The 15062-nt window shown below is 60.6% G+C and carries 15 protein-coding genes, 1 tRNA gene and 2 pseudogenes; 9 read left to right on the plus strand and 9 right to left on the minus strand.

Going from position 1 to position 15062, the window contains the following annotated elements; genetic code table 11:
• Window positions 1-111 precede the first annotated feature (111 nt).
• Complete coding sequence (locus Q1A53_RS21315) at window positions 112-570, plus strand: GatB/YqeY domain-containing protein (protein WP_299970689.1); 459 nt, start codon at window positions 112-114, stop codon at window positions 568-570.
• On the opposite strand, the gene Q1A53_RS21320 is transcribed toward Q1A53_RS21315, so the two are convergent.
• Window positions 567-707, minus strand: a complete 141-nt coding sequence (locus tag Q1A53_RS21320) for a hypothetical protein (RefSeq protein ID WP_299970692.1) — start codon at window positions 705-707, stop codon at window positions 567-569. The genes Q1A53_RS21315 and Q1A53_RS21320 overlap by 4 nt on opposite strands.
• Before the next feature lie 98 nt (window positions 708-805).
• Here Q1A53_RS21320 and Q1A53_RS21325 point away from each other — a divergent pair, with 98 nt between their 5' ends.
• Entirely contained in the window at window positions 806-1507 is a 702-nt protein-coding gene (locus tag Q1A53_RS21325; protein ID WP_299970695.1) for a YafY family protein, read from the plus strand.
• A 173-nt stretch (window positions 1508-1680) separates the two neighbouring features.
• On the opposite strand, the gene Q1A53_RS21330 is transcribed toward Q1A53_RS21325, so the two are convergent.
• From Q1A53_RS21330 to Q1A53_RS21340, 3 genes are all read right to left on the minus strand, one after another.
• Window positions 1681-2163, minus strand: coding sequence for a DUF2244 domain-containing protein (locus Q1A53_RS21330; RefSeq protein WP_299970698.1), 483 nt, complete (start codon window positions 2161-2163; stop codon window positions 1681-1683).
• Between the two features lie 286 nt (window positions 2164-2449).
• Window positions 2450-2734, minus strand: a complete 285-nt coding sequence (locus Q1A53_RS21335) for a hypothetical protein (RefSeq protein ID WP_299970701.1) — start codon at window positions 2732-2734, stop codon at window positions 2450-2452.
• 84 nt (window positions 2735-2818) lie between these two features.
• Window positions 2819-3592, minus strand: coding sequence for a LuxR family transcriptional regulator (locus Q1A53_RS21340; protein WP_366873027.1), 774 nt, complete (start codon window positions 3590-3592; stop codon window positions 2819-2821).
• A 216-nt stretch (window positions 3593-3808) separates the two neighbouring features.
• On the opposite strand from Q1A53_RS21340, the gene Q1A53_RS21345 reads away from it, so the two are divergent.
• Window positions 3809-4825, plus strand: a complete 1017-nt coding sequence (locus Q1A53_RS21345; protein ID WP_299970704.1) for a hypothetical protein — start codon at window positions 3809-3811, stop codon at window positions 4823-4825.
• Between the two features lie 584 nt (window positions 4826-5409).
• On the opposite strand, the gene ctaD is transcribed toward Q1A53_RS21345, so the two are convergent.
• Window positions 5410-7080 (minus strand): cytochrome c oxidase subunit I, encoded by a 1671-nt coding sequence (gene ctaD, locus Q1A53_RS21350; protein ID WP_299970707.1) that lies wholly within the window; start codon window positions 7078-7080, stop codon window positions 5410-5412.
• Window positions 7081-7429: 349 nt separating this feature from the next.
• Here ctaD and Q1A53_RS21355 point away from each other — a divergent pair, with 349 nt between their 5' ends.
• From Q1A53_RS21355 to Q1A53_RS21365, 3 genes are all read left to right on the plus strand, one after another.
• Entirely contained in the window at window positions 7430-8590 is a 1161-nt protein-coding gene (locus Q1A53_RS21355) for a PAS domain-containing sensor histidine kinase (RefSeq protein WP_299970710.1), read from the plus strand.
• On the plus strand, window positions 8590-9006 hold the full coding sequence (locus tag Q1A53_RS21360; protein ID WP_299970713.1) for a response regulator: 417 nt from the start codon (window positions 8590-8592) through the stop codon (window positions 9004-9006). Before Q1A53_RS21355 ends, Q1A53_RS21360 begins: the two co-directional genes overlap by 1 nt.
• A 301-nt stretch (window positions 9007-9307) precedes the next feature.
• Complete coding sequence (locus tag Q1A53_RS21365; RefSeq protein ID WP_299970716.1) at window positions 9308-10831, plus strand: hypothetical protein; 1524 nt, start codon at window positions 9308-9310, stop codon at window positions 10829-10831.
• Window positions 10832-10927: 96 nt separating this feature from the next.
• Here Q1A53_RS21365 and lipB read toward each other — a convergent pair whose 3' ends face one another.
• Window positions 10928-11620, minus strand: a complete 693-nt coding sequence (gene lipB, locus Q1A53_RS21370) for a lipoyl(octanoyl) transferase LipB (RefSeq protein ID WP_299970720.1) — start codon at window positions 11618-11620, stop codon at window positions 10928-10930.
• A gap of 538 nt (window positions 11621-12158) precedes the next feature.
• Here lipB and Q1A53_RS21375 point away from each other — a divergent pair.
• Window positions 12159-12244 (plus strand) — tRNA-Leu (locus Q1A53_RS21375).
• A gap of 544 nt (window positions 12245-12788) precedes the next feature.
• Here Q1A53_RS21375 and Q1A53_RS21380 read toward each other — a convergent pair.
• Window positions 12789-12854 (minus strand): annotated as a pseudogene (locus Q1A53_RS21380) (hypothetical protein); the annotation flags it as partial.
• Between the two features lie 138 nt (window positions 12855-12992).
• Between Q1A53_RS21380 and Q1A53_RS21385 the strand changes: the two are divergent.
• The gene (locus Q1A53_RS21385; protein ID WP_299970722.1) at window positions 12993-13160 is read left to right on the plus strand and encodes a hypothetical protein; all 168 of its coding nucleotides are present in this window, start codon (window positions 12993-12995) and stop codon (window positions 13158-13160) included.
• A gap of 195 nt (window positions 13161-13355) precedes the next feature.
• On the opposite strand, the pseudogene Q1A53_RS21390 reads toward Q1A53_RS21385, so the two are convergent.
• A pseudogene (locus Q1A53_RS21390) lies at window positions 13356-13769 on the minus strand (recombinase family protein); the annotation flags it as partial.
• A gap of 110 nt (window positions 13770-13879) precedes the next feature.
• Entirely contained in the window at window positions 13880-14080 is a 201-nt protein-coding gene (locus Q1A53_RS21395) for a hypothetical protein (RefSeq protein WP_299970725.1), read from the minus strand.
• Window positions 14081-14459: 379 nt separating this feature from the next.
• Between Q1A53_RS21395 and Q1A53_RS21400 the strand changes: the two genes are divergently transcribed.
• Window positions 14460-15002 (plus strand): hypothetical protein, encoded by a 543-nt coding sequence (locus Q1A53_RS21400; protein ID WP_299970727.1) that lies wholly within the window; start codon window positions 14460-14462, stop codon window positions 15000-15002.
• The last annotated feature ends 60 nt before the right edge of the window (window positions 15003-15062 follow it).

Below are 15062 nucleotides of genomic sequence, written 5' to 3' on the forward strand. Positions count from 1 at the left end.
CGGCGCGTGTTGCAGTCCCTGTCGCCATTGGATAACGTCGGCCCTTTCTATCGCCCATCGCTCCAGAGATCGGGGTGACGTGGGCAGCACAGATAAAAGGACAGCAGGGCCATGGAACTGCGCGCAAAGGTGTCAGCCGCACTGAAACAGGCGATGAAGGACAAGGCGGCGGACCGTCTTTCGACCCTGCGCCTGATCAACGCCGCGATCAAGGACAAGGACATTGCCGCCCGTGCCGAGGGCAATGACGACGGCGTTGGTGACGGTGAAGTTCGTGCGATCCTTGGAAAAATGTCCAAGCAACGCATTGAAAGCGCGCGCGCCTATGAGGAAGGCGGGCGGCTCGATCTGGCTGATGCAGAGCGGGCGGAGATCAAGGTGATTGAGGAATTCCTGCCCCAGCAACTGAGCGAAAAAGAAGCGGAGGCCGCCGTGGATGCTGCCGTGGCCGAGGTTGGTGCGCAGAGTATCCGCGACATGGGCAAGGTGATGGGGCTGCTGAAGTCGAAGTACACCGGTCAGATGGATTTCGGCACCGTGGGTCCAAAGGTCAAGGCGCGGTTGAGCTAGCCGAAAAGCCGCTTTAGAAACCGCTGCCAAATCGTTGATCTTTCTACTTCTTGCAGCTTCGGGCGCAGTTCATTTTCGATGTCGGCCCATCGGCCGAGCCTCAGGCGCATCATCGTGTAGTGGTCATAGGAAGACATCGGCAGGCTCCTTTTTTACCCTTTTGCCGAAAGCCTGCTGACAGCCTGTTGTCAGTGGTCGATGCTAGGATGTCAGCAGCCCAGATGAGATCACGCCGATGCCCCGTTCCGACCGATTGTTCGAGATCATCCAGATCCTGCGCGCCGCCCGTGCGCCGATGACGGCAGGTGCGCTTGCCGCGCGGCTGGAGGTCTCTCAACGCACGGTTTATCGTGATATCGCGACCCTGCAGGCGCGCCAGACACCGATCGAGGGAGAGGCCGGGATCGGCTATCTGATGCGCTCCGGCTATGATCTGCCGCCGCTCAATTTCGACGCCGAAGAGGTGGAGGCGCTGCGGGTGGGCTTGGCGCTGCTGGCGCGCACCGGCGACAGTGGACTGCACGCGGCGGCAGAGCGTATTCACCGCAAAGTCGATGCGCTGCACGGACCTGCGGACTGGCTTCAGGTCTCAAGCTGGGGGGCAGCACCCGATGACCCGGAAAAAGGCTGTGTTTCCATTGCGTTGATCCGAGAGGCGATCCGCAGGTCAGTCAAGCTTCGCCTGACCTACCGCGACGGGGATGGTCGCGACAGTGACCGGGTGATCCGGCCCATCGCGTTGGTCTATCACGTGGAATGTCAGCTGCTGGTGGCCTGGTGTGAGCTGAGGGCAGGTTTTCGCCATTTCAGAACCGACCGCATCTATGCCTGCGCGGTTCTGGAGGCCTCCTTCGCGGATCAGAGCGCGACCCTGCGTTCGCTCTGGCAGGAGCAGAACGCGGAGGATCCGGCGCAAGCCATGGCGCCAGAGGCATGATCTTCGATGACGGTGGATCACCTCTCCGCCCGACCGCAGGATCGGGCAGCCGCCGATCCTCCTCGATGGAGGTGAGGCGGCTTTTCCCCTGATCCGGCACAAGGCGCACCCGTGCGAAAAAATGTTTATTTTACAGCATTCTAAGCGCTGCTGTTAAACCACCATCTTAACCTTCAGCGTCGCCAGGCACGTTGCAGTTCATCGTAGAGCGATACGCGCTCATCCTCGCTGAGAAACGCGCCGATCTCCACCTCGCGCCCTTTGCCCTTCAGTGTCACGTAGTGGGGGATCGGGCCGTCGCGCTCGTATTTGGTGATGGTGGTCCAGTAGCGGTTGCAGTCCCACTCCTGCACGGCGCCCGATGGTTCGTGCCGCACCAGATGTGCCGCCTCTCCATCCAGGGTCAGTGTCTCGGTGATCTGGCGGGAGTGGTAGTTGCGTTGCAGCGCGTAGAAGATGCCCCAGACAGCCGCCAGCAGGAAGGGCAGCAGACCCCAGAAGATGGGTGAGCCCAGAAGCGGGATCGCGGGGATGCAGATCAGCGTAAACGTCGTCAGCACAAAGGCCGCCATCCCGCGTGCGGGCAGCGAGTTATGGGGCCACAGTTTCAGCGTTTGCGGGGTGGCGCCGGGTTCGGATGTCCACTGATAGGGCATATGTCGGTTCTAGCGCTGGCAGGGGGGTGAGGCAATGCGGCAGGACAGCACCTGTGCCCTGCGCAACACCCACCGCACGCTGCCGTCGGCGAATCGGTGATTAACGCCTGTTTTTCAAGGCAAACCCCGGGTCGGTATCACGTCGGTACAACGTCGGTATCACGTCGGTGCCCGCGTCGGTATCAGGGCGGATTAAGACGGCGTGCGGTAGGGCGCAGCGGCGCGCGGCATCGCCGCTGACGATCCACCCGGTGCCCGCCGCAGCACCGGGACGGTTCCTGTGGCGTCAGTGCGGTCTGGGCGTGTCCGCCACGTCATCGACGGTGCTCAGCGTCTCTTGCGCCATGCGTTCAAGCCGGGCCGAAAGTTCGATCAGTTCGGCCACAACCAACGGATCGTGGGTGCGGGCCAGACCATAGGCGCAGTCCTGCACCAGCTCTGCACAGTGCGCGAGACACGTGGACATCTCGGTGAAGAGATCGACGGTGGTCGCGCGCTGATCTGACGTCTTGGCGGAAGGGGTTGTGGCGGTACCGGTTGGTTTGCGGGGCGTGCTGCACATCTGTCTCATGGATCCATCTCCTGCGGGTTGGCGGAGATCTAGCAAAGACGCGGCGGTGCGGTCTGTCACGCAGCTGCGTGACAGCGGTTTTCATCACGTGATCCCGCCGGGGCTGTATTTCAGCAGACCTGAGCCCAGCCCGCGGATGGCGGCGGTGGTGCGGTCGTTGACGCCCAGTTTGGCAAAGATCCGGCGGGTGACCGTATCGACCGTGTTGCGCGAGATGCCGAGGATCTCGGCAATGACCGACGTGCTCTTGCCCTGAGCGATCCAGCGCAGCACCTCCTGCTCCCGGGGGGATAGCCCGGCGGTCTTGGCCTGCCGGTCACTGGTGATTTCGCAGTAGCGGATGTGGGCAATCTGCGCGGCGCATTGCAGCTCGAACACCTGCTCGGCTGTCGGCACGAAGTCACTGTGGCCGAACCCCAGTCCGACGTAGGCGTTGCGCAGATTGGGGCCGAAGACCTGCATGGCCAACCCGTCCCCGATGTCCGCCTCCTCAAGCTGGCGCAGATAGTCGATCTGCTCCGGCAGCAACCGGGTGATGCTGGCCGTCTCGGACCACAGAAAGGGTTTGGAGAAGCGCGCGGCAAGATCCGGGATCGGATCGATCTTGACCAGATTGGCGCCGAGATAGTGGCACACCCAGTCCTCCGGGAAGCCGAAGGTGGCGATCCCCCGGGAGCCATCCTCGGGCGCATCATCGCTGTGGTAGCTGACCTGGGTAATGCCCCGGGCCGCAAAGAATGCCAGCGCCAGATGCCACAGATCACCGATGCGCTCCGTGGCGCGGCAACGGTCCGCGAAGCCGGAGAGGGAAAGTTCGGTATCCAGGGCAAGGCACCTTTCTGCAGGGTCGGGTTGGATATGGTGTCAGGGTAGCGCGAATTCCCGCTCTGGGTGAGTGATTTTTCACAAACTGGCTGAGAATGAGGCCGCCGTCTTTGTGGCGGGCGAGGTGAAGATCGTGATCCGCGGGTGGGGGCGGTTCGGGGCCAGTGGAGCGCGCACTCCGGGATCGAAAAAAGAGCACTGGAACGCGCGTCCGGTGCTATGCTGGTGTCAGGCAAAGAGGTTCAGCGCATGAAAACGACCCGGCAGAAGACGAAAAACCCGCCCCGGACTGGGCGGGCAGCGGAGGGGGGCGGACCCGGACGCGCGGAGGGGCCCACCCGCGCCACTACAGGTACCGTGGGGCGATTGCAGCATCTGGCGGATCACAGCGTTGCTGCGACGCGGTTGGGCGCGGTGCAACGCCGGATGGACGACCGGGCGGTGGTGCAGGCCGTCGGGTGGGAGTTGCTCGACTACCTCAACCCGTTTTCGTACTTCCGGGGGTCGTCCAAGACACCCGAAGGCGCATCGGAGGAGGGTCTGGACAAGGCCCAGGACGTTCCGGTCGCGACCGCGGAAAAACCGGTGGACGGGATGGCGGAGAGGCACCTCCCCGAGGTCGAACCAAAGACCGAAAAACCGGTGGAGCCCGGGGCGAACGCCGGAGGCGCGATGCTCGCCGCGGTACCGGCCCTTACCAAGACCCAGCGGAAGAACCGACGAAACCGGGAGCGGAGCAAGGAGCGCAAAGCGCAGACCAAGGCGAATGACAACGCCGGCGGCATGGAACCGGTCCCGCTGGTCAAGCCGTTGGGTGGCAAGGCGATGCCGCCGCCAAGAGTGGGCCGTGGTGCAAAGCCACCGGCGCGACGCAAGCCCCCGTCCGACGATGGGTTCACCACGGTGACTTACAAGAAGACCCGCTCACCGGAAGCCCAGCTGAGGAAAAATCAGCGCGATGGGATCAAGGCCGCGGTACGCGGCAAGAAGATGCTCTGGGACTGGATCGAGAAGCCGACGGAGGACGGGACCAGCGGAAAGTATGGTCAAGGCTCGGCCTATGCGCATAAGCTGGAAGACCGGGCGAAAACCTTTGCTCGGTATGGGGATGTCGACGCGGCCATCGATGCGCTTGATCAGGCCATCAAGGAACGTCAGGCGGATCCCAACCAGCAATCAAACCCCGACAGGCGGCACGACGGAGCCATTGGGTATCTGCAGTGGTGTGTGGATGCGTTGAAGGTCATCCGGGATGGGGGCGCCTAGGGTTCAGACAGGCGTTAGGCTACCTGCTTGGGGAGGACCGAATTGCCCGATATTCGCCGCCCTTTGGCGGGGTTGATCCGCGGGGTGGCGCCGATGCTGTTGCGAGACCCGCGCTGGTTTTCTGTCCTTCCGGCGGTTTCCGTCGCGGCGGCTACCCTGCAGTGCGGGCTGCCGAGAGTGTTGCCCTGCGGTGCCGATGGGGTAGCCCGTATTCCTGGCATGGCTTCAACAGAGCAGGCGTTTTCGCGCGGCGCAGGACCAACGGGTACTGATACCGAGGAGAGGGTGGAGTGATCGCCCGACTTGATGGCGCTTGTGATGAGCGCGGACTGCGCCGGGCGCAACTCACCCCACGGTTGGGGCATGGGTGCTGTGTTGGGCGATATGTGACACTGAAGGCTCGGCGATACTTGACGCGTCGTGATGTCGATGGGGGCATTCTCGACATCTGACCGCGCGTTGTGACCAGAGCAGGAGGTGTGCTTGCTGACCGTGCTCCGCGGAGACGTCAGGTCGGTGTTCTGGCCCCGGAACGACAAAAGGCCCCGGAGGTGATCCGGGGCCCGTTGCTGTCTGTTTGCCGGTCAGTGGCTGGGCTGTTTGTCCCAGTCTTCCCGCTTTGGCAGCTGCTCGAACGTGTGTTCGGGCGGCGGGCTGGGCAGGGTCCATTCCAGCGTGTCTGCGTATTCGTTCCACGGGTTGCTCTCCGGTGCGGGCTTGCCGCGACGCAGGGCGTAGAACATCACGCCGAAGAAGAAGAGGAAGGACGCGAAGCTGATGAAGGCCCCCAGGCTCGACCACCAGTTCCAGTAGGCAAAGGCCTCCGGATAGTCGATGTAGCGGCGGGGCATGCCCTGACGGCCCAGGAAGTGCTGGGGGAAGAACGTCAGGTTGGCCCCGATGAAGAACGTCCAGAAGTGCAGCTTGCCCGCCCATTCAGGGTACATCTTGCCGGTCATCTTGGGGAAGTAGAAGTAGATACCCGCGAAGATGGCAAAGACCGCACCGAGCGACATCACATAGTGGAAGTGTGCCACCACGTAATAGGTGTCGTGGTAGTAGCGGTCCACGGCGGCCTGGCTGAGCACGATGCCGGTGACCCCGCCCACGGTGAAGAGGAAGAGGAAGCCGAAGGCCCAGAGCATCGGTGTCTTGAACTCCACCGAGCCGCCCCACATGGTGGCGATCCAGCTGAAGATCTTGACCCCCGTGGGCACCGCGATGACCATGGTTGCCAGCATGAAGTAGGCCTGCTGGTTGAGGCTCATGCCCACGGTGTACATGTGGTGCGCCCAGACCACGAAGCCTAAGGCGCCGATGGCGATGAGGGCCCAGACCATCGGCAGGTAGCCGAAGATCGGTTTGCGCGCGAAGGTCGCGATCACGTGGGAGATGATGCCGAAGCCCGGCAGGATCACGATGTAGACTTCCGGATGGCCGAAGAACCACAGGATGTGCTGGTAGAGCACCGGATCCCCGCCGCCTGCGGGATCGAAGAAGGTGAAGCCGAAGTTCCGGTCCATCAGCAGCATGGTGATGGCACCGGCCAGTACCGGCAGCGACAGCAGGATCAACCAGCTGGTCACGAAGATCGACCAGGAGAAGAGCGGCACCTTGAAGAGCGTCATGCCCGGGGCGCGCATGTTCAGGAAGGTGGTGATCATGTTGATCGCACCCAGGATCGAGGACGCACCCGAGACGTGTACCGCAAAGATCGCAAGGTCCATGGACCAGCCGCCCTCATTGGTGCTGAGCGGCGGATAGAGCACCCAGCCCACGCCGGAGCCCGGCTGATCATTGCCCCCCGGTGCAAGCACCGAACAGACCGCCAGCGTGGTACCGGCCACGTAGAGCCAGAAGCTGAGGTTGTTCATGCGCGGGAAGGCCATATCCGGCGCGCCGATCTGCAACGGCATGAAATAGTTGCCAAATCCACCGAAAAGCGCGGGGATCACCACAAAGAACATCATCAGGATGCCGTGGCCGGTGATCAGAACGTTCCATAGATGCCCATTGGGGGTGCAGGCTGCATCGGATGCAAACAGGCGTGCCCCTTCCATGCACATGTACTGAACGCCCGGATCCATCAGCTCCAGCCGCATGTAGACGGTAAATGCCACCGAAACGAACCCCGCGAGGGCCGAGGTGATCAGGTAAAGAATGCCGATATCTTTGTGGTTGGTGGACATGAACCACCGTTGGAAAAACGATCGTTCGTCATGGTGCTCTTGCCCATGTACGGCTGCGTCTGCCATGCGCTTGCCTCCTGCATGTCGTCGTTATCGCGTGCTGGCGTTCCCAGGCCAAAACGCGGAGTCTTGCCGGTTTTAGAGGGAGTTGCACCGGCAAGCAATGATCGTATTGCCGCAGCCGGTTAAAAATGCCTGAGCGCTGCCGGGCTCAGTGCGTTGAATTGGATCTATCAGAGTAATCTTTACCGCGGCTTAAGTTTCATACGTCAATTTACACAAGCCGGGGAGGTGTCTGTCTGGCTCAGAGTGCGGAGAATATCTGAACATGGGTTTGGACAAACCCCCCAAAAGAAGTGATGTCGATACGCCTCTGGATGTTACCAGCAGGGGTTTTCTTGCGCGCATCGTCCGGATGGTTCCGGGCATTGTCTATGTCTACAATCATCGCCTGAAGGCCAATGAGTATTCCAACCGGTCGATTGCGGACCTGCTTGGGTATTCGCCCGAAGAGATCCAGGCGATGGGTGACCGCCTGGTGGAACAGGTGGTGCACCCGGCGGACTGGTCCCTGCTTGAGGAACATTTTGACCATCTGCAGAACTTGCCCGACGGCCAGTACATCAGTGTCGAGTCGCGGCATTACGCAAAGAATGGCAGCGTGGTCTGGCTGCGCGGGCGCGATACGGTGTTTGAGCGCGCCGCCGATGGCAGTCTGTTGCGTCACGTGGGCATCGCCACGGATATCACGGCGGAGAAGGAGGCGGCGGAGCGGCTTGCCAGCGCCAACCATGAGCTGGAGGCGCGGGTGCGCGTCCGGACGGCGGAGTTGCAGTCGCTGAACGAAGAGTTGGAGGCGCGGGTGGTCCAGCGGACGGAAAAGCTGCGCGAAATCAACCGTGACCTGAAGGATCTGACCTATGCGGCGACCCATGACCTCAAGGTGCCGGTCAGCAATATGGCGAGCCTGACAAACATGCTGGCAGAGGCCGAGCCACTGCTGACAGATGAACATGTCGAAACGCTCGGCTGGATGAAGGAAGTCTGCCAGCAGGCTGGCGAAAAGGTCGACGCGCTGATCTGTGTGACGCAGGCGCGGTCGGGGGCGTTTTCGGCGTTTCACGATGTGGATCTCGCGGAGGTGACGGGACAGGTGCTGGCGGATCTGGATTTCCAGATCACCGATCTGCGCGCTAGTGTGGAACTGGATTTAGGGGTGCCGACGGTGTGGTTTCTTGATCTGGAGCTTGGAAATGCGCTCAAAGCTCTGGTGGCCAATGCGCTCAAATACACGCGCAGCGGGGTGCGCCCGCGGATCACCATCACCTCGCGGCAGGAGGTCGGCCATGTGCGGATTTCGGTGCAGGACAACGGCACCGGGCTCAGTCTGCCGCGCGACATCGACAAGGTCTTTGGCCTGTTCAAGCGCGCACACAGCCATCCCCCCGGTGCGGGGGTCTCGCTTTATGCCATCCGCCGGATACTGGAGCGGGCAGAGGGCGATATTTCTGTCATAAGCACGTTGGGCGAGGGCAGCACCTTTTCCATTCGTCTGCCGAACCGCCCGGTGCCGTAATGGAGGTGGATGGTGTCGTTCTTCAAAAGGCGTTGCTGATCGATGACGATACGGTCACCAACCTCATGCACCAACGGTTGATCCGCCGCAGCGGTCTCATCGCTCAGGTGGATGTGGCAACGGATGGAGAAGCGGCCTTGCGCCATCTCGACGAAAGTGACCGGATGCCCGACCTGATCGTGCTCGACATCAACATGCCGGGGATGAACGGGTTCGAATTTCTGGAGGCCTACGTGCCGCGGTTGGCGTCAGAGGGATCGGGCAACCCGCTGATCGCCATGGTCTCCACCTCCGAGGCGCGCGAAGACAGGGAGCAGGCGATGGCCAATCCCAATGTGCATTGCTTCATCAACAAGCCTCTGAACGAGGCAGCGATACGCGATCTGGTGGCGGCCTGCCAGGAGGCGCAGGGGTAAACCGCGTGCCGCTGGAAAGGCGGCCCGCAGACGGCCGAGCCGCCTTGCGGGATCTGACCGGCTGCGTGGAGCGCTTCACTGTAGCCGGTATCGTTGCGCCTGCGCGACTGTGGCTGTCCTGCGCCCCACTTTTTCGACTGTGAATGCCGTATCGCTGAAAAGGTCCACGATCCCCGTGTGACTGGATGACACCCCATCAGCCGACAACAGCACCCTCGACCCTATTTGAACTACGGCCCGCCGACGGCTACTGCTTGCGTGCACCTCGTCGGACAAAGCCGCCTGTGGAGATCTCGATATTATGAGCGAAAGGATACTTCACCTCGGGGCGCACCGGACCGGGACCACATCGCTCCAGCGATTTCTGCGGCAGAATGCGGATGTTCTGAAAGACGCCGATATCCGAGTGTTGAGCCCGCCCGACAGCCGGCAGGGCACCTTCACGGATCTCGTCTCCAGATGGGTGACGTGTGAGCCAAGCGGCCCGCGCACGCGGCTGGTTGTCAGTGAGGAAAATGTCCTGGGAACGATGGGGCATAACATTTCAACGGGCATCCTCTATCCCAACGCCAAGGAAAACCTGCGCAGTCTGGCGGCCGTCTACCGGCCAGATGTGATCCTGCTGTCGGTGCGGGAACTTGCTGACTACTGGACGTCGGCGATCTTGTATTCGCTATGCCGGAAGGAGATCCGCTTTCCGTCAGCCTCGCAGCTGGGCCGTATTTGCGAGGGCGCGCGCAGCTGGAAGAACGTCGTCGAGGATGTGCAATCGGTCTTTCCTCAGGCGCGGCTTGTGGTCCGGGAATTCGCCCATCTTCAGGATAATCCAAAGCGGTTCCTGAGGGTTGCCACCCAGTGGCAGGATCTGGCCGAGGCGAAGCTCAACAGGCAACCCCGGAATGCCGGACCGGGCGAGGACGCGGTGATCTCGCATCTTCTTGACAGTGGTGATTTCGACGGTCTTGCCAGATTGGGTCGCACCAGGGAGAGCCGGGTTTTCTCCGACGCGCAGCGGCAACAGATGGATGCTGCCTACCAGAGCGACCTCGAAGCGCTTTGGCGGCTTCTGGGGCCATCCTTGCTGGAGAGCCGGGAACATCCAAGAGGGGCCGCCGCCAAGCCAGCCAGCAAACCGGCGAAACGCACACCCGACCGCCCGGCCAGAACCGTTTTTCTCACCATCGGCAGGACGGGTGGAAGTCAGTTAAAATCGCTGGCGCAAGCGGATGGCGACAGGCCCGAGGCGCTTTATTTCGGCGGCCATGAAGACACGCTGGTGAGCACCATCAAGCGCTTTGGCCGGGCGCGGAAGCTGGCGTTTTTCTTTCGCGACCCGCAAACCCGTTTTACGTCTGGGTTCAACGCGCGGCTGCGACAGGGGCGACCGTGCCAGGAGGTCAGCTGGAGCACTGCGGAGGCGGTCGCGTTTTCGTTTTTTCGAACGCCCAACGCGCTTGCCGAAGCGCTTTTTGCGCAGGACGACTATCTGAAATCCGCTGCCCGCTTTTCCGCAGCTTCCATTTTCCATCTCAAGTACGGTCACGCGCATTATCTGCATTCCCCCGAGGCAGTCTCTTATGAGCTGGAGCGTGGCACGTTGCTGGTATGTTGCGAGACCGCGCACATCGACCGCCAGATGACCAAGATCCTGAGCCGTCTGGATCTGGCCCCGCCGGGTCCGGACACTGTGCCGAAAACCGCGGTGCCGACGCTGGAGACGCCGTTGAGCAAGCTGGCGATCAGCAATCTGACGGCGTTCTATCCGAAGGAGTTTGAGGTCTACGCCGCATGCAGGTCGGCGGCGGAGGCCTTGGGCTTTTCGTAAAAGGGGATCAGGGTTGCGCCGCGCGGTCGGCTGCTTGAGATGCGCCGGACTGCGCTAGGTCCTTTGGATAGCGGGCATTTACATGGTCACCCGGCGCTAAGTCGGCATCGGAGCCGGGTGCGCTGTGGCGTCGACGGGGACGTCGCCGAAGACATGTGCAAAACTCAGCCGTAGCGCGATGTCCACCTCCGCGAACCCTACAGGGATGCCCAGGTCAACGAGGCTGGTCACCCCGTGGCCCGCAATGCCGCAGGGCACGATGCCGTCAAAGTGCGCCAGATCCGGTTCTACATTGAGCGAGATTCCGTGGAAGCTGATCCATTTGCGCAGTCTGATCCCCAGAGCGGCGATCTTGTCGTCGGCTACCGCGCCATCGGGCAGCCGGGGTTTGTCAGGCCGTTCAATCCAGACGCCCACCCGGTCGGGCCGCAGCACGCCGGTGATATTGAATTGCTGCAGCGTGGCGATGATCCAGGCCTCCAGCGCCTGAACGAAACGGCGCACATCGCGACCGCGTTTGCCGACGTCCAGCATCACGTAAACAACCCGCTGCCCCGGCCCGTGGTAGGTGTATTGCCCGCCGCGCCGCGTGGGGTAGACCGGAAAGCGGTCAGGTCGGATCAGATCCGCGGGTTTCGCACTGGTGCCCGCAGTATAGAGCGGCGGATGCTCCAGCAGCCAGACGCATTCGCGGGCGGTGCCAAGTGCTATGGCCTCGGCCCGCGCCTCCATCCAGCTTTCGGCGGCGCGGTAGTCTGTCAGCCCGTCGGTTATGATCCATTCCACCATGCCCGCGATCTATAGCGCAGGCTGCGTGATCTGCAACACGGGTCTGGGCCGGGCGGTCCCTGCGCATCCTGCGGTTTGCGGCGACCGGGTTGGCATTTGAGTGTGTCACGCGAGGCGCATCGCATCTCCTTGTGAGCGGAGGCGTTTTGATCTCCGCCCACGGAGCCGGGATAGGATCATAGACGACCGGGATGCCCTGAGCACGGTCTTACGCTGCAGTTTCGACGCAAAGGTTGGCCTGTGTCACGGCGACCTCGGCGGGGCGGCGTTGCCAGGTCGCAGCAATCGCTTGGGTACCTCGGCGGTTTTGCCTGACACACCCCGGTGCAGCGCGTGTTCTGACGACCTACGGGTCGGGCGGAGGCGCTCCGACGTCAGTCGGTCGAGCCGCGGCTGTTTCGGCTGACCCGTTGCGAGCGGGCGATCATGGAGAGCCAAGGCGCCTGTCGGAGGCGATGTCATTGGTGGCGTTTTGCGAAAAATAGGCTCTTCACAAGGGTGCCGTGTCGGGCTAAAGACAGCGCACCTTGTAAAGCATGCGGATGTGGCGGAATGGTAGACGCGCAGCGTTGAGGTCGCTGTGGGGTAACACCCGTGGAAGTTCGAGTCTTCTCATCCGCACCATTTTACATTTTGCTGTGAATTTCTCAAAAAACTCAAACATAACAGAGGGTTGCGGCGTTCGAAAACCGCTTTTGCGGTCGTATGCCAAGGGGCCTTTGAATGCTGTTCGGAGGATGGTTTTCTTGAGGGTCAGTGAGCCATTTTCGTAGATATACCAAGGGTTTGAGAGGAAGGCTTTCAAAAGTTCGAAAATCTCAGTCATGCTGTGCTTGGGCGTTGCTTTTTGCTCTGTGTTTTCAGCGAGAACCAGTTTTTCCTCTTCAAGCTTGGCGATTTTGGTTTCAAGCGCTGTGATGACCCTGGCGTTTGACGTCTCCACCAGCCGCTCAACCAGCGTGTCTTGCTGCTTGGTGATCTTGGCAATGTCGCGCTTAAGCGTGATCTTGGCATGTTTGGCCTGATCCATGCGCTGATCCCAGGCGTCTTTCAGCATGGTGGTGACAATGCCCAAGAGAGATTTGCTCGGGGTCATGGACTGTAAAATGTCTGCAAAGCCAGCGTCGATTTTTTCCGCGCGGATGCTCTTGCGGTATTCTGAGCAGTCGCGGCTCTGGCACCAATAGTAAGGGTAACGCTTGCCGGTCGAACTTTTGGACCAGCACGACGTCATGGGTTGATCGCAACAGGCGCAGTTCAGCGCGCCGCGCAGGGGAAAGTCCTCATTGATATCCTTGCGTGCAGGCGCGATGGGCCGGGCGTGTCTGCGATCTTGGATTTTGGTGTAGGTCTCTAGCGAGATGATGGGCTCATGATGGCCCTTGCGGCGGGAGACACCCCAGGTGTCGGACTCGACGTATCCAGCATAGACTACCCGGTCCAACAGATCGGTGATGCGCTGCTGGCGGATCTGGCCGTTGGGCAAGCACTTCGGGAAGTCGGGCTGTGCTTCGAAGAAGCGTCTGAGTTCTGCCTGTGATGCGATCCGGCCAGAAGCATAGGCTTCCAGACCTTCGGCGATGATCGAGGCAAGCGGCTCCACGCGGGTGAGCAGTTTGTTGTGCGATCCGGTCTTTTTGTAGACGTACCCCATCGGCGCAGCAAAGACAGCATAGCCATTCATCATTCGCCCACGCATTCTTGCCTTGGTTTGTTCCGCATTCTTTTCGCGCTGATGCTGGGCCACAGAGGCCAGCATGTGTTCGACAAGACGAGAGTCACTGTCTTCGCCAAACTCAATCGACGGGCTTTCTAGAATGCCACCTGCATCAGCGAGTGTTTCTCGCAGTTTGATATGGGCCTGCACATTCCGGGCAAATCGGCTGATATCATCGATGATCACGACATGGCTGTTCTTCTTATTGAGGCGTAAGAATGCCAACATGCGATCCATCGCCGGGCGACGCTCGAACTTGCCGGACATGTCATCAGAGAAAACCTCAACGACATCATAGTCTTTATAGGTGGCATACTCGCGGCAGCGGTTTTCTTGAGAGGCGAGGCCATCGCCCTCGCGCACCTGCTTGGCCCCAGATACACGGGTGTAGATCACCGCCTTGGTGGTTTTGGTGGTTACTGATCCGTCCATGGGGCCTCCTGTCTATACGCGTGCCCATTCTCGGGGTCTTGATTAAGTGTTTCCTGTTCCAACAAGTATAGCAGATCGGGAGGATCATCGGACAAAGCATCCTCGCTTGATCAACAGATTTGCTGCACAGGGTTCAGCTCAAAGCCCATATCGACAAACATCACGACGATGGACCATAGCGTTTCGATCAGCTCGCGCTGCGCGTCCAATGACATGTCTGAATCTTCCAGCATCGCAGCATAGACCTCCCAATCGATGCTGAGCGTTGGTCTGGGTTGTAATGGGTCATGCGTTTCGTCTGGCTGGGACATGGGCCGGTCCTTTCTCTATCAATTTTTGGGAAATGTGGTTCGATTGGCGTTCTCCAAAACCGGGCGCACAATCAGAACAAATATAGAACATAGTCTCACATAACCCGTGATATCGCAAGGAAATTCTTCATGATTTCCAATGCGATATGGGATTGATACCAAACTGAAAGGATGCCGAGATGAGGTGATTGCAAGGTAAATGCGGGTGTAGGACACGGCCATGCTTGCATCCGACACATCGCCAGATACCGTCAGAGTCTATGACCAAGAGAGAATTTGACTGGCGCAACGCATCGCCAGAGGCGCGCAAAGGTCCGACCAAGACGCTCTATCGCATCTTGCGCGAGCTACACGCGCAAGTGGGGGGCGGTTCAATGATTTGTTTGAGCAGGCTCAGGGCAAGCCGCTCAGCCAAAGCCTGCACCCCTACACAAACATCAAACGCGGGGTTTATGACCGCCTCAAAATGCGGACCATCCATGAATGGTTAGCGACCAACCACTTTGAATTTGCCCAGAGCCAAGCGCCGGACCTGTTCCAGTATCCCCGCCGCGATCCATGGGAGGTGTTTCTGGAGACGCACGGCGTCGAGACTGGTCTGTCCATCATCCCGGCCGATGGCTTTGGCATCGCCAGCCGCAAACCGCCCGACGATGATGGCCTGCCGGTGCTTCGGATCGGGCAGCAATACATCTTTGAACTGACATCACCAAGCACAGTCTATGTGATCGCCTTCGAAGAGGTTGACAGCACATGGTATCCGCTGCCCTTGGGCGACACCGAGAAAGACCTGATCGTTCAAGTCGGCACCGGCAAGACTAAGCTGCCATGCACCCAAGACGGAACGCCGATCCCCCTACAAGAAAACGACCACACCGGCACTCACCGCTTTGCCTTCATCCTCTTGATCAGCCCCACCTGAGTGGTCCAATTTGATTGTTAGTGCATGATTGGCGTTTGGTCCATCTGGACGATGGTTTCT

The sequence above is a fragment of the uncultured Roseobacter sp. genome (genome assembly GCF_947496515.1).
In the GTDB taxonomy this organism is placed as follows: domain Bacteria; phylum Pseudomonadota; class Alphaproteobacteria; order Rhodobacterales; family Rhodobacteraceae; genus Roseobacter.

What these genes read in the sequence shown, in the direction of transcription:
- Q1A53_RS21315 (WP_299970689.1), top strand. Translation starts at nt 112, where the DNA reads ATGGAACTGCGCGCAAAGGTGTCAGCCGCACTGAAACAGGCGATGAAG.
- Q1A53_RS21320 (WP_299970692.1), bottom strand. Translation starts at nt 707, where the DNA reads ATGTCTTCCTATGACCACTACACGATGATGCGCCTGAGGCTCGGCCGA.
- Q1A53_RS21325 (WP_299970695.1), top strand. Translation starts at nt 806, where the DNA reads ATGCCCCGTTCCGACCGATTGTTCGAGATCATCCAGATCCTGCGCGCC.
- Q1A53_RS21330 (WP_299970698.1), bottom strand. Translation starts at nt 2,163, where the DNA reads ATGCCCTATCAGTGGACATCCGAACCCGGCGCCACCCCGCAAACGCTG.
- Q1A53_RS21335 (WP_299970701.1), bottom strand. Translation starts at nt 2,734, where the DNA reads ATGAGACAGATGTGCAGCACGCCCCGCAAACCAACCGGTACCGCCACA.
- Q1A53_RS21345 (WP_299970704.1), top strand. Translation starts at nt 3,809, where the DNA reads ATGAAAACGACCCGGCAGAAGACGAAAAACCCGCCCCGGACTGGGCGG.
- ctaD (WP_299970707.1), bottom strand. Translation starts at nt 7,080, where the DNA reads ATGGCAGACGCAGCCGTACATGGGCAAGAGCACCATGACGAACGATCG.
- Q1A53_RS21355 (WP_299970710.1), top strand. Translation starts at nt 7,430, where the DNA reads ATGGTTCCGGGCATTGTCTATGTCTACAATCATCGCCTGAAGGCCAAT.
- Q1A53_RS21360 (WP_299970713.1), top strand. Translation starts at nt 8,590, where the DNA reads ATGGAGGTGGATGGTGTCGTTCTTCAAAAGGCGTTGCTGATCGATGAC.
- Q1A53_RS21365 (WP_299970716.1), top strand. Translation starts at nt 9,308, where the DNA reads ATGAGCGAAAGGATACTTCACCTCGGGGCGCACCGGACCGGGACCACA.
- lipB (WP_299970720.1), bottom strand. Translation starts at nt 11,620, where the DNA reads ATGGTGGAATGGATCATAACCGACGGGCTGACAGACTACCGCGCCGCC.
- Q1A53_RS21385 (WP_299970722.1), top strand. Translation starts at nt 12,993, where the DNA reads ATGATGGCCCTTGCGGCGGGAGACACCCCAGGTGTCGGACTCGACGTA.
- Q1A53_RS21395 (WP_299970725.1), bottom strand. Translation starts at nt 14,080, where the DNA reads ATGTCCCAGCCAGACGAAACGCATGACCCATTACAACCCAGACCAACG.